Origin of the sequence: Curtobacterium sp. VKM Ac-2922 (assembly GCF_022815645.1) — a bacterium.
In the GTDB taxonomy this organism is placed as follows: domain Bacteria; phylum Actinomycetota; class Actinomycetes; order Actinomycetales; family Microbacteriaceae; genus Curtobacterium.
Genome location: NZ_JALGRO010000002.1, coordinates 267,635 through 287,119, shown reverse-complemented (window position 1 = coordinate 287,119; position 19,485 = coordinate 267,635). Strand labels below are relative to the sequence as shown.

Annotated in this window: 19 protein-coding genes; 13 read left to right on the top strand and 6 right to left on the bottom strand. The window is 70.9% G+C overall.

Going from position 1 to position 19,485, the window contains the following annotated elements:
- Positions 1-117 precede the first annotated feature (117 nt).
- The 7 genes from typA (at position 118) to MT346_RS03310 (ending at position 8,146) form a co-directional block, all read left to right on the top strand.
- Complete coding sequence (gene typA, locus MT346_RS03340; protein ID WP_243561331.1) at positions 118-2,040, top strand: translational GTPase TypA; 1,923 nt, start codon at positions 118-120, stop codon at positions 2,038-2,040.
- Between the two features lie 46 nt (positions 2,041-2,086).
- Positions 2,087-3,277 (top strand): amidohydrolase, encoded by a 1,191-nt coding sequence (locus MT346_RS03335; protein WP_243561330.1) that lies wholly within the window; start codon positions 2,087-2,089, stop codon positions 3,275-3,277.
- Between the two features lie 115 nt (positions 3,278-3,392).
- Positions 3,393-3,938, top strand: coding sequence for a hypothetical protein (locus MT346_RS03330; protein ID WP_243561329.1), 546 nt, complete (start codon positions 3,393-3,395; stop codon positions 3,936-3,938).
- A gap of 19 nt (positions 3,939-3,957) precedes the next feature.
- Positions 3,958-5,202 carry a PIG-L family deacetylase gene (locus tag MT346_RS03325; RefSeq protein WP_243561328.1) on the top strand — a complete coding sequence of 415 codons (1,245 nt, stop codon included), beginning with the start codon at positions 3,958-3,960 and terminating at the stop codon, positions 5,200-5,202.
- A gap of 37 nt (positions 5,203-5,239) precedes the next feature.
- Entirely contained in the window at positions 5,240-5,557 is a 318-nt protein-coding gene (fdxA, locus tag MT346_RS03320; RefSeq protein ID WP_243561327.1) for a ferredoxin, read from the top strand.
- A 13-nt stretch (positions 5,558-5,570) separates the two neighbouring features.
- The gene (gene dapC, locus MT346_RS03315) at positions 5,571-6,689 is read left to right on the top strand and encodes a succinyldiaminopimelate transaminase (RefSeq protein ID WP_243561326.1); all 1,119 of its coding nucleotides are present in this window, start codon (positions 5,571-5,573) and stop codon (positions 6,687-6,689) included.
- A gap of 158 nt (positions 6,690-6,847) precedes the next feature.
- Positions 6,848-8,146: a citrate synthase gene (locus tag MT346_RS03310; RefSeq protein WP_243561448.1), complete on the top strand. Its 1,299-nt coding sequence runs from the start codon at positions 6,848-6,850 to the stop codon at positions 8,144-8,146.
- A gap of 163 nt (positions 8,147-8,309) precedes the next feature.
- Here the strand turns inward: MT346_RS03310 and dapD are convergent, their stop codons facing one another.
- Complete coding sequence (gene dapD, locus MT346_RS03305) at positions 8,310-9,278, bottom strand: 2,3,4,5-tetrahydropyridine-2,6-dicarboxylate N-succinyltransferase (RefSeq protein WP_243561325.1); 969 nt, start codon at positions 9,276-9,278, stop codon at positions 8,310-8,312.
- A 120-nt stretch (positions 9,279-9,398) separates the two neighbouring features.
- On the opposite strand from dapD, the gene dapE reads away from it, so the two are divergent.
- Positions 9,399-10,481 (top strand): succinyl-diaminopimelate desuccinylase, encoded by a 1,083-nt coding sequence (dapE, locus tag MT346_RS03300; protein WP_243561324.1) that lies wholly within the window; start codon positions 9,399-9,401, stop codon positions 10,479-10,481.
- Positions 10,466-11,716, top strand: a complete 1,251-nt coding sequence (locus MT346_RS03295) for a hypothetical protein (protein ID WP_243561323.1) — start codon at positions 10,466-10,468, stop codon at positions 11,714-11,716. The genes dapE and MT346_RS03295 overlap by 16 nt, the downstream gene beginning before the upstream one ends.
- On the opposite strand, the gene MT346_RS03290 is transcribed toward MT346_RS03295, so the two are convergent.
- A complete protein-coding gene (locus MT346_RS03290; RefSeq protein ID WP_243561322.1) occupies positions 11,695-12,873 on the bottom strand; it encodes an AI-2E family transporter in 1,179 nt (392 codons plus the stop codon). The two genes, MT346_RS03295 and MT346_RS03290, sit on opposite strands and share 22 nt — an antisense overlap.
- Positions 12,874-13,000: 127 nt before the next feature.
- Between MT346_RS03290 and MT346_RS03285 the strand changes: the two genes are divergently transcribed.
- Together MT346_RS03285 and MT346_RS03280 are read left to right on the top strand one after the other, a co-directional pair.
- Positions 13,001-13,171 carry a DUF3117 domain-containing protein gene (locus MT346_RS03285; protein WP_243561321.1) on the top strand — a complete coding sequence of 57 codons (171 nt, stop codon included), beginning with the start codon at positions 13,001-13,003 and terminating at the stop codon, positions 13,169-13,171.
- A 150-nt stretch (positions 13,172-13,321) separates the two neighbouring features.
- Positions 13,322-14,044 (top strand): AAA family ATPase, encoded by a 723-nt coding sequence (locus tag MT346_RS03280; protein ID WP_243561320.1) that lies wholly within the window; start codon positions 13,322-13,324, stop codon positions 14,042-14,044.
- A gap of 18 nt (positions 14,045-14,062) precedes the next feature.
- On the opposite strand, the gene MT346_RS03275 is transcribed toward MT346_RS03280, so the two are convergent.
- Positions 14,063-14,695 (bottom strand): class I SAM-dependent methyltransferase, encoded by a 633-nt coding sequence (locus tag MT346_RS03275; protein ID WP_243561319.1) that lies wholly within the window; start codon positions 14,693-14,695, stop codon positions 14,063-14,065.
- A gap of 60 nt (positions 14,696-14,755) precedes the next feature.
- Between MT346_RS03275 and MT346_RS03270 the strand changes: the two genes are divergently transcribed.
- Positions 14,756-15,127 (top strand): twin-arginine translocase TatA/TatE family subunit, encoded by a 372-nt coding sequence (locus tag MT346_RS03270; protein WP_243561318.1) that lies wholly within the window; start codon positions 14,756-14,758, stop codon positions 15,125-15,127.
- Positions 15,128-15,223: 96 nt separating this feature from the next.
- Here the strand turns inward: MT346_RS03270 and MT346_RS03265 are convergent, their stop codons facing one another.
- The 3 genes from MT346_RS03265 to MT346_RS03255 are packed head-to-tail and all read right to left on the bottom strand — an operon-like array spanning position 15,224 to position 18,222.
- The gene (locus MT346_RS03265) at positions 15,224-16,387 is read right to left on the bottom strand and encodes an Mrp/NBP35 family ATP-binding protein (RefSeq protein WP_243561317.1); all 1,164 of its coding nucleotides are present in this window, start codon (positions 16,385-16,387) and stop codon (positions 15,224-15,226) included.
- Positions 16,380-16,922: a DUF1003 domain-containing protein gene (locus tag MT346_RS03260; protein ID WP_243561316.1), complete on the bottom strand. Its 543-nt coding sequence runs from the start codon at positions 16,920-16,922 to the stop codon at positions 16,380-16,382. The genes MT346_RS03265 and MT346_RS03260 overlap by 8 nt, the downstream gene beginning before the upstream one ends.
- Positions 16,906-18,222 (bottom strand): magnesium transporter MgtE N-terminal domain-containing protein, encoded by a 1,317-nt coding sequence (locus tag MT346_RS03255; RefSeq protein WP_243561315.1) that lies wholly within the window; start codon positions 18,220-18,222, stop codon positions 16,906-16,908. Before MT346_RS03255 ends, MT346_RS03260 begins: the two co-directional genes overlap by 17 nt.
- A gap of 80 nt (positions 18,223-18,302) precedes the next feature.
- On the opposite strand from MT346_RS03255, the gene MT346_RS03250 reads away from it, so the two are divergent.
- Positions 18,303-19,358, top strand: a complete 1,056-nt coding sequence (locus MT346_RS03250) for a general stress protein (RefSeq protein WP_243561314.1) — start codon at positions 18,303-18,305, stop codon at positions 19,356-19,358.
- The last annotated feature ends 127 nt before the right edge of the window (positions 19,359-19,485 follow it).

Below are 19,485 nucleotides of genomic sequence, written 5' to 3'. Positions count from 1 at the left end.
CGGAACTTCCGGTAGACTGGCGTGTCGGGCGTTCTGCCCACGGGTGCGGTGCCGGTCGACCACAGGGTCGATCACCAGCTGGCCCGACACTCTCCCAGCAATTGAAGGATGTCCTGTATGGCGCTCGCCACCCGGTCCGACCTGCGCAACGTCGCCATCGTGGCACACGTCGACCACGGCAAGACCACCCTCGTCGACGCGATGCTCACGCAGACCAACTCGTTCGACGCCCACTTCGAGGGCGAAGACCGCATGATGGACTCGAACGACCTCGAGCGCGAGAAGGGCATCACGATCCTCGCGAAGAACACGTCGGTGCTCTACAACGGCAAGCACGCGGCCGAGTTCGGCGCGGGCGGCCCCATCACGATCAACGTCATCGACACCCCGGGCCACGCCGACTTCGGTGGTGAGGTCGAGCGCGGCCTGTCCATGGTCGACGGTGTCGTGCTGCTCGTCGACGCGTCCGAGGGCCCGCTGCCCCAGACGCGCTTCGTGCTGCGCAAGGCGCTCGCCGCCAAGCTCCCGGTGATCCTGCTCGTCAACAAGACGGACCGCCCCGACTCCCGCATCGACGACGTCGTGTCCGAGTCGCAGGACCTGCTGCTCGGTCTGGCCTCGGACCTGTCGGACGAGGTCGACGACCTCGACCTCGACGCGATCCTCGACGTCCCCGTCGTCTACGCCTCCGGGCGCAACGGCGCTGCGTCGCGCAACAAGCCGGCCGACGGCACGCTGCCCGACAACGACGACCTCGAGCCGCTGTTCCAGGCGATCCTGCAGCACGTCCCGGCTCCGAAGTACGACGACGAACACCCGCTGCAGGCGCACGTCACGAACCTCGACGCGTCGCCGTTCCTCGGCCGCCTGGCGCTGCTGCGCATCTTCCACGGCACCATGAAGAAGGGCCAGACGGTCGCGTGGGTCAAGCACGACGGCACCGTCGTCAACGCCCGCATCACCGAGCTCCTGATCACCAAGGCGCTCGACCGCTACCCGGCCGAGTCCGCGGGCCCCGGTGACATCGTCGCCGTCGCCGGGTTCGACACGATCACCATCGGTGAGACCCTGACCGACCCGGAAGACGTCCGGCCGCTGCCGACCATCACGGTCGACGACCCCGCGATCTCGATGACGATCGGCACGAACACCAGCCCGCTCGTCGGCAAGGTCAAGGGCCACAAGCTCACCGCCCGCATGGTCAAGGACCGACTCGACCGCGAACTGGTCGGCAACGTCTCGCTCAAGGTCGTCGACATCGGCCGCCCCGACGCGTGGGAAGTCCAGGGTCGTGGCGAGCTCGCACTCGCCATCCTGGTCGAGCAGATGCGCCGTGAGGGCTTCGAGCTCACCGTGGGCAAGCCCCAGGTGGTCACCCGTCGCGACGAGAACGGCAAGCTCCAGGAGCCGTTCGAGCACATGACCATCGACGTGCCCGAAGAGTACCTCGGCGCCGTCACGCAGCTCATGGCCGCCCGCAAGGGCCGCATGGAGAACATGACGAACCACGGCACCGGCTGGGTGCGCATGGAGTTCATCGTCCCGGCTCGCGGCCTGATCGGGTTCCGGACCGCGTTCCTGACCGAGACCCGCGGCACCGGCATCGCCAACGGCATCTCACACGGCTACGGCGACTGGGCCGGCCCGATCCAGACCCGCATCAACGGGTCGATCGTCTCCGACCGCTCGGGTGTCGTGACGCCGTTCGCGATCACGAACCTGCAGGAGCGCATGACGTTCTTCACCGCCCCCACCGAAGAGGTCTACGAGGGCATGGTCGTCGGCGAGAACTCGCGTGCCGACGACATGGACGTCAACATCACGAAGGAGAAGAAGCTGACCAACATGCGTCAGTCGACCTCGGACACCTTCGAGTCGATGACGCCGCCCCGTCAGCTCTCGCTGGAAGAGTGCCTGGAGTTCGCCCGCGAGGACGAGTGCGTCGAGGTCACCCCGGGTGCCATCCGCATCCGCAAGGTCGAGCTCGAAGCGGGCGCCCGTCAGCGTTCGTACGCGCGCCTGAAGCGCCAGGACGCGTAGCAGTCGCGAGTTCGCCCACAGGAGGTCGAGGGATACGGTGGATGCCGTGACCCTCGACCTCCTCTCGCTGTACCAGGACCTGCACGCCCACCCGGAGCTCGGCTTCCAGGAGCACCGGACGGCGGGGATCATCGCCGACCGGCTCGCCGAGCTCGGGATCGACAGCACGACCGGCATCGGTGGCACCGGCATGGTCGGGGTCCTGACCAACGGCGACGGCCCGGTCGTGTGGCTCCGCGCCGACATGGACGGCCTGCCGGTCCAGGAACAGACGGGCCTGTCCTACGCCAGCACGCACCACGGCACCGACGACACCGGTGCCGAGGTCCCGACGATGCACGCCTGCGGCCACGACATCCACGTGACGTGGCTGCTCGGCGCGCTCGAGCGCCTGGTCGCCACGAAGACCGACTGGCACGGGACGGTCGTCGCCGTGTTCCAGCCCGCCGAAGAGGTCATCTCCGGCGCCCGCGCCATGATCGAGGACGGGCTGGTCGACCGCTTCCCGAAGCCCGACGTCGTCCTCGGGCAGCACTCGGCGCCCGCCCCCGTCGGCATGGTCGCCGTCGGGTCGGGCCCCGTGATGGCGTCGAGCGACCGCCTGACCGTCACGTTCAACGGTCGCGGCGCCCACGGTTCCGCGCCGCAGGCCTCGCTCGACCCGGTCGTCACCGCGGCCTCGGCCGTCGTGCGGCTGCAGACCGTCGTCGCGCGCGAGGTCGCTCCGAGCGACGCGGGCGTCGTGACCGTGGGCAGCTTCCACGCCGGCACCCGGGCCAACATCATCCCGGACAAGGCCGTCATCGAGATCTCGACCCGTGCCCGCAACGAGGACACCCGCAACCGGATCATCGCCTCGATCGAGCGGATCGTGCACGCCGAGAGCACCGCCGGTGGTCTCGACGCCCCGACGATCGAGCGCGCGCCCGGTGCGGACGTCCTGGTCAACGACCCGGCGAACGCGTCGAAGGTGCTCGACGCGATCCGTCCCGTCGTGGCGAAGGCCGTCGACATGGAGTCCGGGCTCGCCATGGCATCCGAGGACGTCGGCCAGCTGGCCACCGCGGCCGGCGCGCCCATCGTCTACTGGTTCACGGGCATCACCGACCCCGAGTTGTTCCGGCGCGGTGCGGACATCCCGAGCAACCACTCGCCGTTCTACGCGCCGCAGGCCGACACGGCGATCCCGGTCGGCGTCGACGCGCTCGTCGCGGCGGTGGGCGCGTACCTGCGCTGACGCGCGCGGTGCGCACCACCGGACCGGCCTGGAGGCCCTGGTCGCCCCCGGCAGTGACGTGACACTCCCAGGGAACTCAGGCCGGGCCTCCCGGCTGGTCGGTTACGGTCGGCGCATGCGTTCCTCCCTCCGCACCCCGCTCGTTGCCGCCGTCGCTGCCGGCATCGCCCTGGCCGGCCTGACCGGTTGCTCCAGTGAGTCGGTCAAGCAGGCCACCGATCTCGGGTCGTCCGTCGCGTCGAGCGTCAGCGACGGCGTCAAGAACATCGACGGCAGCGCCATCGAGCAGGGCATGTCGAACATCGCGGGCGGCATCGACGGTGCGCTCGACACCGCGCTCAAGGGCGCCGACGTGACCAGCGACGGCAAGGTGCCGGACGGGTTCCCGACCGCGGCCGTGCCGCTGGTGGACGGCACGGTGCTGGGCGGCGGGACCGGGCCGAACGGCTCCGGGTGGGTCGTGCAGGTGCAGGCGTCCTCCGTCGACGACTTCGCCACGGCGGCGCAGCAGCTCACCGACGCCGGCTTCACCGAGTCGGCCAAGCGCGCGGACGCGTCCAGCGCGTTCGGGATCTTCCGGAGCGACGACCACCGGGTGGTGCTGACGTTCTCGAAGGGCGACGGCGGCGCCACGGCGACGTACATCGTGACCCCGCGCTAGGCGAAGTACCCTGGGCGTGATGTCCAAGGCCTCTGCGACGCGCCCCGAGCGCGTGCTCCTCGTCCACGCCCACCCCGACGACGAGACCCTGTCGTCCGGCGGGACGATCGCGACCCTGCTCGAACTCGGCGCCCACGTCACGGTGCTGACCGCCACCCGCGGCGAGCGTGGTGAGATGCTCACGGCGTCGCTCGCGCCCCTGGCCGGCAACGCCCCCCGCGTGGCCGCGCACCGCGAGACCGAGATCCGCGCGGCGCTCGCGGCGCTCGGCGGTCCCGAGCACCTGTGGCTCGGGGGACCGGGCGCCCGTCCGACCGACCTGCCCGAACGGCATTACACCGACTCGGGCATGCAGTGGGGCCCGGACGGTCGTGCGGTGGCCGCGGACGACGCACCGGCCGACTCGCTGACGGCTGCCGACATGGGCGAGGTCGTCGACGACGTCCGGGCCGCGATCCGGTCCACCATGGCCGACGCCGTCATCAGCTACGCCGACGACGGCGGGTACGGGCACCCCGACCACGTGCGGGTGCACCACGCGGCCCGCTACGCCGCCCGTGCCGAGGACGTGCCGTTCTCGATGATCGTCGACCCCGAGGGCGGCGACGTCGACCTGACCGTCGACGTCCTGCCCGTGCGGGCGAAGGTGCGTGCGGCGATCGAGCAGTACCGCTCGCAGGTCACCGTCGACCCGGTGGACCCCGCCGACCCGACCGCGCTGTCCTGGGTGATGCCGCACGGCGTCCGGCAGCACGCACCCGCGGTCGAGGCCTTCCGCCACGACGCGCCCGCAGCGCCGCCTGCGCCGGAGACCTTCGCCGACATGACGCCGGCGGGCAAGGTGACCTCGGTCGTCGTCGCCGGGGTGCTCGGGGTGCTCGCCGGTGGCCTGGGCACGGTCACCCACCAGCAGACGCTCGGCGCGTTCCCGATCGGCATCGTGCTGACGACGCTCATCGTCATCGGCCTGACGGTCGGCGTGCGACTGCTCTACCGGTCCCGCGCGATGGTCGCCGCCATCGGGATCGGGGTCATCGTCGCGACCCAGGTGCTGGTGTCCGTGGGCGGCCAGAGCTCGCCGCTCGTGCTGGCGAACGCCGCCGGGTACATCTGGACCTTCGGACCGGCCGTGGTCGCGATGCTGGCGCTGGCCTGGCCGGACCTGTCCGGACTGCGGTCGGTGCGTGACGGTGCCCCCGGCTCGGTGGACGGCTCAGCGACAGGTGTCGCCGCGCGGTCAGGGTCCGCGGCGCCGCACGAGTAGACTTGCAAGCGCTCAGTTCGAAGGGAGCACCCCGACCGTGACCTACGTGATCGCCCAGCCCTGTGTCGACGTCAAGGACCGTGCGTGCATCGACGAATGCCCCGTCGACTGCATCTACGAAGGCGACCGGTCGCTGTACATCCACCCGGACGAGTGCGTCGACTGTGGCGCCTGTGAACCGGTCTGCCCGGTCGAGGCCATCTACTACGAGGACGACCTGCCGGACCAGTGGGCCGACTACTACAAGGCCAACGTCGAGTTCTTCGAGGAAGTCGGGTCCCCGGGCGGTGCCGCCAAGGTCGGCGTCATCCACAAGGACCACCCCGTCGTCCTGGCCGAGCCGCCGCGCGCCTGAGCCGGACCTGCTCGTGGCGCTCGACCTCCCCGACTTCCCCTGGGACCAGCTCGTCCCGTTCAAGCACCGCGCTGCGGCGTACGAGGGCGGCATCGTCGACCTGAGCGTCGGTTCGCCCGTCGACCCCACGCCCGAACTGGTGCGCACCGCGCTGGCCCAGGCCACCGACGCGCACGCCTACCCACAGGTCGCCGGAACACCCGCGCTGCGGCAGGCCATCGCCGACTGGTACGGCCGCCGGCACGGGGTCAGCCTGACCGAAGCGCAGACCCTGCCCACGATCGGCTCCAAGGAGTTCATCGCGGGGTTGGCGCTCTGGCTCGGCATCGGCCGCGGCGACACGGTCGTGTTCCCGGCCGCGGCGTACCCGACGTACGAACTCGGGGCGGCGCTCGTCGGTGCCACGGCCCTGGCGTCGGACGACCCCGCCGCGTGGCCGGTCGGCACGAAGCTCGTGTGGCTGAACTCCCCGGGCAACCCCGACGGCCGCGTGCTGTCGATCGACGAGCTCCGGGCCGCCGTCACCCGTGCGCGCGAACTCGGTGCCGTCATCGTCGGCGACGAGTGCTACGCCGAGCTCGGGTGGGAGCCGCCGTACGACACCCGGCCCACGCCCACGATCCTCGACCCGCGCGTGGTGGGGGACTCCGTCGACGGGGTGCTCAGCGTGTACTCGTTGTCGAAGCAGTCGAACCTGGCCGGCTACCGCGCCGCGTTCGTTGCCGGCGACGCCGCCGTGCTCGCCGAGGTCCTGGCCGTCCGCAAGCACACCGGCATGATGCCGCCGCTCCCCGTGCAGCAGGCGATGGTCGTCGCGCTGGCCGACACCGCCCACGTGCAGCAGCAGAAGGCGAAGTACCGTGCCCGTCGCGGCATGCTCCGTCGGGCGCTCGAGGGTGCCGGCTTCCGCATCGACCTCAGCGACGCCGGCCTGTACCTCTGGGCCACCCGGGGCGAACCCGCGCTCGACACCGTCGCCTGGCTGGCCGACCTGGGCATCCTCGTGGCGCCCGGCACCTTCTACGGCGCGGCCGGCGGGCAGCACGTGCGGGTCGCGCTGACGGCCACGGACGAGCGGATCGCGGCCGCGGCACAGCGACTGACGAGCGGTCGGCGGCTGGCGTCGGCCTGAGGACCCGGTCCGGCTGTGCATCCGCCAGTCACGAGTCCCACCACGTTCCAAGGCTCCCGATGTGCACGATCGACAGACAGCACGATTAGGCTGTGGGCGTGACTGACACTGCCAACGACGCTCAGAAGACGGCCACACCGCCAACGACGCCCGTCCCCGTGAGTCCCGCCGCCGAACAGGCGACCGAGACCGCGACGCTGACGTTCCCGGGCGGCCAGGCGGAGTTCCCGATCCTGCCGAGCGTCGACGGCGCGTCGACGGTGGACATCTCGACCTTCAAGAAGCAGACGGGGATGAACACCCTCGACTACGGCTTCGTCAACACGGGGTCCACCAAGAGCGCCATCACCTACATCGACGGTGACCAGGGCATCCTGCGCTACCGCGGGTACCCGATCGACCAGATCGCCTCGAACTGCACCTTCCTCGAAGTGGCGTGGCTGCTGATCTACGGCGAGCTGCCGACCCCGTCCGAGCTCGAGTCCTTCGACGCCCGCATCCGCCGCCACACCCTGCTGCACGAGGACCTGCGCCGGCTGTTCGACGCGCTGCCCCACTCGGCGCACCCGATGTCCGTGCTGTCCAGCGCCGTCAGCGCCCTGTCCACGTACTACGAAGACGACATGGACGTCGACGACCCCGAGAAGGTCGAGCTGCAGACGGTCCGACTGCTCGCCAAGCTGCCGGTGATCGCCGCCTACGCGCACAAGAAGGCCATCGGTCAGGCGTTCCTGTACCCGGACAACTCGCTGTCGTTCGTCGACAACTTCCTGCGGCTGAACTTCGGCACCATGGCCGAGACCTACCAGCCGAACCCCGTGCTGTCCCGCGCGCTCGAGCGCCTGCTCATCCTGCACGAGGACCACGAGCAGAACGCCTCGACCGCCACGGTGCGCCTGGTCGGCTCGACCAAGGCGAACATGTTCGCCTCGATCTCCGCCGGCATCAACGCCCTGTACGGTCCGCTGCACGGCGGCGCGAACGAGGCCGTCCTCGAGATGCTCCAGCAGATCAAGGACTCCGGCGAGCCCGTGCAGCGCTTCGTCGAGCGGGTGAAGAACAAGGAGCGCGGCGTCAAGCTGATGGGCTTCGGGCACCGCGTCTACAAGAACTACGACCCGCGCGCCAAGCTCGTCAAGGAATCCGCCGACGAGGTCCTCGAGTCCCTCGGCGTGCAGGACGACCTGCTCGACATCGCGAAGGAACTCGAGCAGATCGCGCTCAGCGACCAGTACTTCATCGACCGCAAGCTGTACCCGAACGTCGACTTCTACACGGGCATCATCTACAAGGCGATGGGCTTCCCGCCGCGCATGTTCACCGTGCTGTTCGCGATCGGTCGGCTGCCCGGGTGGATCGCGCAGTGGCGTGAGCTCAACAACGACCCGCTCAACAAGATCGGTCGCCCGCAGCAGCTGTACGTCGGGGCTCCGGAGCGGGACCTCCCCGCGCGCTGACACACCGCACCCCACCACACACATCGCGCCCCGTCCCCACGGGGCGCGATGTGCGTCCGGGGGTGCGATCCGGTGGGACGGCCGCGGACGCACGCACACGTACGCACGCACAGGAGGCCCGGTGCCGGTCTCGTGGACCGGCACCGGGCCTCCTGGCAGGCGGCTACGCGTGCAGAGCGGTGTTCAGCTGGATGCCGCCGCCGGTGCGCTGCAGGGCCTCGACCGCGCCGGTCAGGCTGTTGCGCCGGAACAGCACGTTCGGGGTGCCCGACAGCTCGACGGCCTTGACGGTCTTCGGGGTGCCGTCCGGGTTCGGAGCCGCACCGACGAGTACGACCTTGGTGCCGGCGGTCACGTACAGCCCGGCCTCGATCACCGAGTCGTCACCGAGCGAGATGCCCAGGCCCGCGTTCGCCCCGAGCAGCGCGCGTTCGCCCAGGGACACCCGGTGCGTGCCCCCGCCGGAGAGCGTGCCCATGATCGACGCACCGCCGCCGACGTCCGTGCCGACGCCGACGACCACGCCCTGCGAGACGCGGCCCTCGATCATCGCGTCACCGAGCGTGCCCGCGTTGAAGTTGACGAAGCCCTCGTGCATGACGGTGGTGCCGGGCGCCAGGTGCGCCCCGAGCCGGACCCGGTTGGCGTCGCCGATGCGGACGCGGTCCGGCACCACGTAGTCGAGCAGCCGCGGGAATTTGTCGATGGCGTGCACGGCGATCCCGGCGCGCTGCAGCGACGGCCGCAGGCGGGGCAGGTCGGCGGGCAGGACCGGGCCGGCGTTCGTCCACGCGACGATCGGCAGGTGCCCGAACACCCCGTCCAGGTTGACGGTGTTCGGCTGCACGTGCAGGTGGCTGAGCAGGTGCAGACGCAGGTAGGCGTCCGGGGTGCTCGCGGGGGCCGCGTCGAGGTCGATCTCGACGGTCACGGCCTCGACGCGCACGTTCCGGCGCTCGTCCGGGCCGATGTGCTCCTGCAGCGCGAGCGGGAACTCGGCGTCGGCGGGCAGCGCACCGAGGTGGGTCTCGGGGAACCAGGTGTCGAGCTCGGTGCCGTCGGCGGCGACGGTCGCCAGGCCGTGGCCCCAGGCGGAGGTCGGGCGGGTGGAGGCAGCGGTCGTGTCGGTCACCCGACCAGGGTACCGAGGGGGTGGCGGCAACCACCCGTCCCGCTGGACGGGTTCCGGTGGCGCGACCGGGGCCTGGCGTCCGGGCAGTCGGTCGCCAGCGGCGGCCGATACAGTGACGGCATGCCGGAGCAGCTCGACCTCACCGCCTCGTCCATCGACATCACCCGTGCCATCTGCGACATCGAGTCGGTGTCGGGCAACGAGCAGGCGCTCGCCGACGCCATCGAAGCGACGCTGGATCCGCTGCCGCACCTCGAGGTGATCCGCGACGGCGACGCGATCGTCGCGCGGACGGACCTGGGCCGCGACCGCCGTGTCGTGATCGCCGGGCACATCGACACCGTGCCGTTGAACCACAACCTGCCGACCGAGTTCCGCACCGCCGAGGACGGCACCGAGATCCTGTGGGGCCGCGGCACCGTCGACATGAAGGCGGGCTGCGCCGTGCAGCTCAAGCTGGCGTACGACCTGGCATCGCCGAGCGTCGACGTGACCTGGGTCTGGTACGACCACGAAGAGGTGTCGGACGCGCTGAACGGCCTCGGCCGTCTGGCACGCACCCGCCCCGAGTTGCTCGTCGGCGACTTCGCGATCCTGGGCGAACCCTCGGGCGCCCAGATCGAGGGCGGCTGCAACGGCAACCTGCGCGCCGAGATCCGCGCGTACGGCAAGCGCTCGCACAGCGCCCGCAGCTGGATCGGCGACAACGCGATCCACAAGGCGGCGCCGATCCTGGCCACCCTGGCCGCTTACGAGCCCCGCACGGTCGAGGTCGACGGGCTGGAGTACCGCGAGGGGCTGAACGCCGTCGGCATCACGGGCGGCATCGCGGGCAACATCATCCCGGACGAGGTCATGGTGCACGTGAACTACCGGTTCGCGCCGTCGCGCTCGGCCGACGAAGCCGTGGCCCACATCCGCGAGCTCTTCGACGGGTACCAGGTGGACATCGTCGACCTGGCTGCCGGCGCCCGCCCCGGGCTCGACGCCCCGCTGGCGCAGGACTTCGTCGCCGCCGTCGGCGGCCCGGAGCCCCGACCGAAGTACGGCTGGACCGACGTCGCGCGGTTCTCGGCACTCGGTGTCCCCGCGGTGAACTACGGCCCCGGTGAGCCGGTCTACGCGCACCACGACGACGAGCAGGTCCCCGTGGCGCAGATCACGGCGGTCGAGGACGGTCTGCGTCGGTGGCTGACGGCCTGACCACTGGCGCGGTCCCGACCCACCGTCCGCAGCTGCGGGCGGTGTGGTGGCGTGCGCGCTACCGGGTCGTGCCGTGGTGGGTCCGCATCACCGTCGTGTACGTGCTCGCCCGGCTGGTGACCGGTGCGCTGATGATGGGCTTCGCCGGCATCCAGGCTGCGAACTCGTTCACGCTGCAGCACCCGAGGTACCTGACGTACGCCTCGATCTGGGACGGCGCCTGGTACCGGGTGATCGCGTCGAGCGGGTACCCCTCGACGCTGCCGATCGACGCCGCCGGGCACGTGACCGAGAACGCGTGGGCGTTCATGCCCGCGTACCCGTTCCTGGTGCGCGGACTGATGCTCGTCACCGGTGGGTCGTTCGAGTTCGTCGCGGTCGGCGTCTCGCTGCTGACGGGCTGGGGCGCGGCCCTGGTGTTCCGTCGGCTGATGGGGCGGTTCCTGGACCCGGCACGCGCCACCTTCGCCACGGTGCTGTTCTGCGTCGCCCCGGTGTCCGCCATGTTCCAGGTCGCCTACGCCGAGGCGATGGGGCTGTTCCTGCTGCTCGTCGCGCTGCTGCTGCTGGTCGAGCGCCGGTTCTGGACGATGCTGCCCGTCGTGCTGCTGCTCGGGATGACCCGGCCGACCGGACTGGCCTTCGCGCTGCTCATGCTGCTGTTCATCGGGGTCTGGGTGCTGCGCCCGGCATGGTTGCGCGAGGCCTCGGCTCCGACGCTCCGTCAGATCGTCCCGCCGGCCGTGGTCGCCGTCGTGTCGGGGCTGGTCGGCCTGGCGTGGCCCGCCGTCGCGTGGGCCGTCACCGGGGTCCCGCGGGCGTACACCGACACCGAGCTGGCGTGGCGGTCGTCGTACATCGGGTGGAAGGACCTGGTGCCGTTCGCACCGTGGGTGCAGGGGTTCGGGTGGTGGTTCCGACAGCCAGCGGGCTCCGTGCTGCTCGTCGTCGTGCTGGTCGGGTTCGCGGCCTTCGTGGCGATGCCCGCAGCCCGACGCCTGGGCCTCGAACTTCGGCTCTGGTCGGTCGCGTACCTGGTCTACCTGCTGGCGGTGTTCTTCCCGCAGTCGAGCACGTGGCGGATCCTGCTGCCGATCGCCCCGCTGCTCGGGATCGTCGCGCTGCCGCGGTCACGCCTGTACCGCGTGGTCGTCGTGGTGCTGTGCGTCGTCCTGCAGTGGACCTGGCTGTACTACTGCTGGTACATCGACGGCTACGACTGGACCCCACCGTGATCGGCGCCGTCCGGCGCTGACCCGTCGGATGGCTCGGTTGCGCTTGCATCGGTGACCGTCTGCTCGCCGTCCGGCCGCCACGCTGCCGCCGCGGTGACCATCGCGTTCACGGTGGCGATGAACGGCACGGCGAAGAACGCGCCGACGACACCCGCGATCGTGGTGCCCGCGGTGACGCCGAGCACGACGCCGAGCGGGTGGACCTTCACCGCGCTGCCGGTCAGGAACGGGTGCAGGACGTGGCTCTCGAGCTGCTGCACGACCACGACGACGCCGAGCATGAACAGCGCCGCGACCCAGCCGTTGAACACCAGGGCGATGATCACGGCGACCGAACCGGCGACGATCGCGCCGACGACGGGGACGAACGCGCCGAGGAAGACGATGACGCCGATCGGGATCGCCAGGGGGACCTGCAGGACGAGGGCACCGATCACGACCCCCAAGGCGTCCGTGACGGCGACGACGAGCTGCACGCGGATGAAGCTGGTCAGGGTGTGCCACCCGGCGTCGCCCGCGGCGTGCAGGCGGGGTCGTGCCCGGCGCGGGAAGATCCGGACGACCCACTCCCAGATCCGCCGGCCGTCGATCAGCACGAAGATGGTGGTGAAGACCACGATGAACAGGCCCTCGAGCACGTGCACCGCGCCGCTGCCGGCCTCTTGGAACCCGGACGCGATGGACGACGCGTGGGACTGCAGGTAGGACGAGCCCGTCGACACCCAGTGGTTGACGTCCTTGACGGTGATGCCGAACGGTTCGCTGTCCAGCAGCGCCTGCAGCGACAGCACGGTCTTGTGCAGCCGGTGCTCCAGCGACGGCAGCTCGTACCGGATCTGCGCGGTGACGACGAGGGCCAGCGTGCCGATCACGAGCACGACGACGACCAGGCTCGACAGCACCGCGAGCCACTTCGGCCACCGGTGCCGCTGCAGGAACGCGGACATCGGGGCGAGCAGCGCGCAGAGCAGCAGTGCGATGAGGAACGGCACGACGATGTCCTGCAGCAGCACGACCAGGGCGACCACGACGGCCAGCGCGGCGACGACGATCAGGATGCGCCACGAGAATGCCGCGCCGATGCGCAGACCGACGGGAACGGCGTCGACGGCGGGGTCCTGCGGGCTCGGACGGCGCTTGGAGGGAATGATCGGCACGCACACAGCGTAGGAATCCGAGCCGCGAGAACGTCCTGATCAGGGCCCCGCAACCTGGGCGGTTTCGCAGTTGCCCCCTCCGTACGGGATAATGGCGATGCATGTACTGCGCGAAAGGGGACATCTGATGGCAGCAATGAAGCCGAGGACCGGTGACGGGCCGATGGAGGCTGTCAAGGAGGGTCGACTCATCGTCGTGCGGGTTCCGCTCGAAGGTGGAGGCCGCCTGGTGGTCTCGGTCAACGACGCCGAGGCCAGGGAACTCCACGACGCACTTGCCGAGGTCGTCTCGGCTTAGTACGTCGAAGCACCACCAACACGCACCACGGGCAGGGCCCGGGACACCACGTCCCGGGCCCTGTGTCGTTCGTGCCGTCGTCCGGGCGCGCCGTCGTCTGTGCGCGCTGCCGTGCGGCGCGCTGTCGTCCGTCGTCGGCAGGATGGTGCCGTGCCCCGCTCCCGCCGCCCCGTCCGCCGTGTCGAGGAGTACGCCGCCGATCCGATGCCGCGCGACACCTGGCCGGCGACGCTCGCGCCGGTGCGGCAGCTGCTCAAGCAGGGTCTCGACCTGGACACGGTGACCGTGCTGGTCGGGGAGAACGGCGCCGGCAAGTCGACCCTGGTCGAGGCGATCGCGCTGGCGTTCGGCATGGGTCCCGAGGGAGGGTCGACGGGCTCCGGGCACAGCACGCGACCGAGCGAGTCCGGGCTGTGGGAGCACCTCGCGCTGCACCGCGAGCCGGGTGCACCCAAGACCGGCTTCTTCCTGCGCGCCGAGACCATGCACGGCTTCTTCACGTTCCTCGAGCAGCACCCCGGCAGGCGTCCCGAGCCCGTCTTCCACGAGCGCAGCCACGGGGAGTCCTTCCTGGACTTCGTGATCGACCGTTCGGAGTGGCCCGGACTGTGGGTCCTCGACGAGCCTGAGTCGGCACTGTCGTTCCAGGGCTGCCTGACGCTCATCGGCCTGCTGCAGGCCATCGTCGACGACGGCCTGGGGCAGGTGTTGCTGTCGACCCACTCGCCCGTGCTGGCGGCGTTCCCGGGGGCGACCATCCACGAGGTCGGCGAGTGGGGGCTGCGCCGGAGCACCTGGGCCGACCTCGACCTGGTGCGGCACCAGCGGGCGTTCCTGACGGCCCCCCAGCAGTACCTGCGGCACCTCGGGTGACCGAGCCGGCCCAGCGTCCTACGCGGTGACCTTCGTCATCTGCAGCAGCCCGTCACCAGCGGGGGACAGGGCGCTGATGACGGCGCCCGACGTGGACACCTCGGTCAGCAGCAGCCGGAAGTCGGTGGTCGCCCGGTCGCGCTTGACCGGATCGGCGACCCGGCCACGCCACAGCGCGTGCGGCACCAGGACGGTCCCGCCCAGCCGCGCCAGGCGCAGTCCGTGCTCGACGTACTCGATGACGTGTTCGGGGTCGGCATCGACGAGCACGACGTCGTACGAGGCCTCGTTCATGCGGGGGAGCACCTGGTTCGCCCGGCCGGGGATCAGCCGCACGCGGGCCGGGGCGGTGCCGGCGGCGATGAAGGCGTCACGGGCGTACTGCTGGTGGTCCACCTCGACGTCGATCGTGGTGAGCGTGGCGTTCGGGGCACCGCCGAGCAGGTACAGCCCGGAGACCCCCAGGCCGGTCCCGATCTCGATGACGGCGGTGGCGCGCGACGCGGCAGCGATGACACCGATCTGCGCACCGATCGCCGGGGAGATGGCTTCGACGCCGAGCTCCAGCGAGTGCTCGCGCGCTCGGGAGATCACCTCGGACTCGGAGACGATGTCCTCCGCGAACTTCCAGTTCGACTCTTTCTCTGACACGCACACTCCTCGGTCGACAACTCTAGGTGAGCGCGCGGCCTGAGGCGTTACGCTCGGTGCGTGTCCATCGACTTCAACAAGATCCTGATCATCGGGATCATCGCGGTGCTGCTGCTCGGACCGCAGCGCCTGCCGATGTACGCACAGAAGCTGGCGGAGTTCGTCAAGGCGGTCCGCCGGTTCGCGGACACCGCCAAGGACCGCATGCGCGACGAGATGGGTCCCGACTTCGACGAGGTCGACTGGCAGAAACTCGACCCTCGGCAGTACGACCCGCGGCGCATCATCCGCGATGCGCTCATCGACTCGGCGACCGGGGCCGGCGCGGCCGAGGCGACGCCGCAGGTGTCGGCGACCAAGGTCCGGGCTCCGGCACCGATCGTGCCGCTGGCCGCGGGCGAAGCCGCGCCCTTCGACGGCGAGTCCACCTGACTCCCGACCGCGTGACGGGTTGACGTCCGTCGCGTGACCACCTGACTGACAGGAGGCCCGGTGCCAGCTGGCACCCGGCCTCCTGTCCGTCGTCGCTCAGGTGAGCGAGAGTCCGAGCTTGCGTCCCGCCAGCCCGCGCCCCATGGTGGCGATCCGGACGGCGATCGCGACCAGCGCCCGTGCCGCGGGATCGGTGGGGTCGCCGACCACGATCGGCACGCCGGCGTCGCCGCCCTGCCGGAGCGGCACGGACAGCGGCACCGTGCCGAGCACCGGGACGGGCGTGTCCTGGTCGCGCGACAGGCGCCGGGCGGTCTCGTCGCCACCGCCCTCGCCGAACAGGTGCAGCACGGAGCCGTCGGGCTGCACGAGCCCGGACATCGTCTCGACGACGCCGATGACCCGCTGGCCGGTCTGCCGCGCGACGATGCCGCTGCGTTCGGCCACGTCGGCCGCCGCTGCCTGGGGTGTGGTGACGACCAGGACCTCGGCGTGGGGGAGCAGCTGCCCGACCGAGATCGCCACGTCTCCGGTGCCCGGCGGCATGTCGAGCAGCAGCACGTCGAGGTCGCCGAACCACACGTCGGACAGGAACTGGTTCACGGTGCGGTGCAGCATCGGCCCGCGCCAGGACACGGCGGTCGAGACGTCGTCGACGAACATGCCGATCGACACGACCTTCACGTCGTGCGCCACGGGCGGCAGGATCATCTGGTCGACCCGGGTGGGACGGGGCGCGACGCCGTGCTCGTCGGTCAGGCCCATCAGCCCGGGGACACTGAAGCCGTGCACGTCGACGTCGACGATCCCGACCCGCAGGCCCTTCTGCGCCATGGCGACGGCCAGGTTCACGGTGACGGTCGACTTGCCGACGCCGCCCTTGCCGCTCGTCACCGCGATGACCCGGGTGAGCGAGTCCGGGGTGAACTGCACGCCCTGGGGTCGCCCGGCACGCAGGCGGTCGGTCAGCGCCTTGCGGACCGACGGGTCCATCACCGACACGTCGACGTCGACGTCCGTGACCCCGGCCACCGATCCGGCGGCGGCCCGCACGTCGCGTTCGATCGTGTCGGCAGCCGGACACCCGACGATCGTGAGCTGCAGGTCGACGCGGACCGCGCCTCCGGTCACGTCCACGCCGCGGATCATGTCGAGCTCGGTGACGGGCCGGCGGATCTCCGGGTCGATGACGCGGTCGAGCGCAGCGAGGACGGCCGCACCGAGCTGTTCGGCGTCCGGCCCGGGGGCGGCGTCAGCCACGGACGTCCGCTCGACGCTCCGGCTCCCCGTCGTCGATCGCGTCGCGGCGGTCGAGTTCCTCGAGCAGCGAGCGGAGTTCGGCGCGGATGAAGTCCTTCGATGCCATGTCGCGCATCGCCAGGCGCAGCGCCACGACCTCGCGCGCCAGGTACTCGGTGTCGGCCAGGTTGCGCTCGGCACGCTGGCGGTCCTGTTCGAACTGCACCCGGTCGCGGTCGTCCTGCCGGTTCTGCGCGAGCAGGATCAGCGGTGCCGCGTACGAGGCCTGCAGCGACAGCACGAGGGTCAGGGCGGTGAAGCCGATCGCCGCGGAGTCGAACTGCACCGCCTTGGGCAGCAGCGTGTTCCACCCCATCCAGACCGCACAGAAGAGCGTCAGGCCGATCAGGAACCAGGGCGTTCCCATCGCGCGTGCAATTCCTTCGGTGGCCCGACCGAAGGCGTCGCCGCTGCCCTTGCGCCGGCGCGTCGGCAGGACGCTCGTCCGCATGCCCTTGGGCGAGTCGAGTCGGGTGTTCTCATCCGTTCGTGCCACGGGTGGGCCTCCTTCCCGTCGTCACGGGGGTCCTGCGAGCGCGGGTGCGGGGTCGTGCTGCGTCGTCGTCCCCGCGACTTCGCCAGTCGTCGGGCAGGACGTGGTCGAGCACGTCGTCGATCGTCACCACCCCGACCAGTCGGTGGGCGTCGTCGACCACGGGGACGGACACCAGGTTGTACGTGGCCATCACCCGCGTGACCTCGGCAGCACTGGCGTCGACCCGGACCGGTTCGGTCTGCTGGTCGATGAGCGTGCCCAGGCGTTCGTTCGGCGGGTAGCGGAGCATGCGCTGGAAGTGCACGAGCCCGAGGAACCGGCCGGTCGGCGGCTCGTACGGGGGCAGCGTGACGCACACGCTCGCGCCGAGGGCCGGGGCGAGCTCGTGCCGACGGATCAGGGCGAGGCCCTCGGCCACCGTGGCGTCGGCCGAGACGATCACCGGCTCGGTGGTCATGAGACCACCGGCGGTGTCGGGCTCGTACTCCAGCAGCATCCGGACGTCCTGCGCCTCTTCCGGCTCCATGAGCTGCAGCAGTGCCTCGCTGCGCTCGTCGGAGAGCTCGGCCAGCAGGTCGGCGGCGTCGTCGGGCTGCATCTGGTCGAGGACGTCGGCGGCGCGTGCGTCTTCGAGCGAGGACAGGATCTCGACCCGCTCGGTGTCGGGCATCTCCTCGAGCACGTCGGCCAGGCGGTCGTCGGGCAGCTCTTCGGCGACCTCGAGACGGCGTTCCACGGGCAGGTCGAGCAGCGTCGACGCCAGGTCGGCGGCCACCAGGTCGGAGTACGCGGCGATGACGTGCTCGGCGGACTGCGACTCACCGGGGAGCTCGTCCTCGGTCACCTCGTTCCACGTGGCGAACGTCGTCGGGCCCTTGCCGAACGGCGACGGCGTCGTCTTGGGCTTGCGGAGGAACAGCTGCGCGACCTCCCAGTCGCCCTGGCCGCGGTCCTCGATCGCGATGTCCTCGATCGTCGCCCGGATGCGCTCCCGCGTGATGAGGACCTTGCGTCCGAGCATCTCCGCGATCACCCGGACCTCGCCGCCACGCTGTTCGAAGCGTCGCATGTTGACCAGACCGGTCGTGATGACCTGACCTGCACCGATCGAGGTGATCCGGCCGATGCTGACGAAGATGCGCCGCTTGCCGGGGACCTCGACGATCAACCCCACGACGTGCGGGGGATCGGCCCGGCGGTAGACGACCAGGACGTCGCGGACCCTGCCGACACGATCGCCCGCGGGGTCGAAGACGGAGCACCCGGCCAGGCGGGCGACGAAGACCTTCGAGGCGCTCACGATGTCAGCGTAGCCGGTCACCCGGTCGGTTCCCTGGCGGCTCTCGAACGATTGCAAGGGGAACGGTGGATGATGACTGTGTGAGCACTCAGAGCCCCTTCCGTGGTCGTACGGCCCAGGTCTTCCCGACGCTGCCCCGCGGCGACGTCCTCGGCACGTTCGACAGCTACACCGACGCGCAGGCCGTGGTCGCCAAGCTCGCCGAGTCCGACTTCCCGGTCAACAAGCTCTCGATCGTCGGCAACGACCTGAAGACCGTCGAGCGTGTCACCGGCAAGATGACGTACGGCCGTGCCGCGATCGCCGGCGCGCTGTCCGGTCTGTGGCTCGGCATCTTCTTCGGCATCGTCCTGACGCTGTTCTCGCCGACCGCCGGCGGGCTGATCATCGCGGCCGCCATCATCGGTGCGGCGTTCGGCATGCTGTACGGCATCGTCTCGTTCGCCATCACCAAGCGGCAGCGCGACTTCACGAGCGTGCACCAGGTGCTCGCCACGAACTACCAGATCATCGTCGACCCGCAGCTCGTCGGACAGGCCCAGCGCATCCTGGGGCAGTCGGGTGCGACGCCGCACGCCGCCTGGAACCCGGGGCAGCAGCAGGCACCGTTCCAGGGCCAGCAGCCGCAGCAGCAGCCGTGGCGTCCGGGCCCGGGGCCGTCCGGCAATACGCAGGGTTCGCCGTACGGTGACCACGCGACGCCGCACGCCCCGGGTGGGCAGCAGGGCCAGTACGGTCAGCAGGCCCCCGGTCAGTACGGCCAGAAAGGTCCTGGCCAGCAGGGCCAGTACGGTCAGCAGGGTCAGCCCGGAGGCCAGGGCCACCCCGGCACGCCGGCTGCGGCCCCCGGGTCTGCCGCCGGTGGACAGCCCCGCTACGGCACGAACTCCGGACCGCGCTACGGCGAGGTCGCGCAGCCGGGCCAGCCGGCACCCGAGCAGCGTGCTCCCCAGCCGCCGGCGCCGTCCGGTCCGCCGGCGCCCCGTCCGGACGAGGCGCCGCGCTACGGCGAGCGGGTCTCCGGTGCGACGCCCCCGGCCCCGACGTCCTCCGACGCTGCCGGGTCGACCGCGGGCACGCGCGACGAGCAGCGTCCCGACGAGCAGCGTCCCGACGACCGGAACGGGTCGCGCTGACCCGCGGGGCTCGCGCCTCGCGCCTCGCGCTGAGCGGTCACGACACTCCGCTCATGTTCGCCGAACGGTCACAGATCGTCGCTGACGGCACCGCCCAGCGACGATTCGTGACCGTTCGGTGACGTGC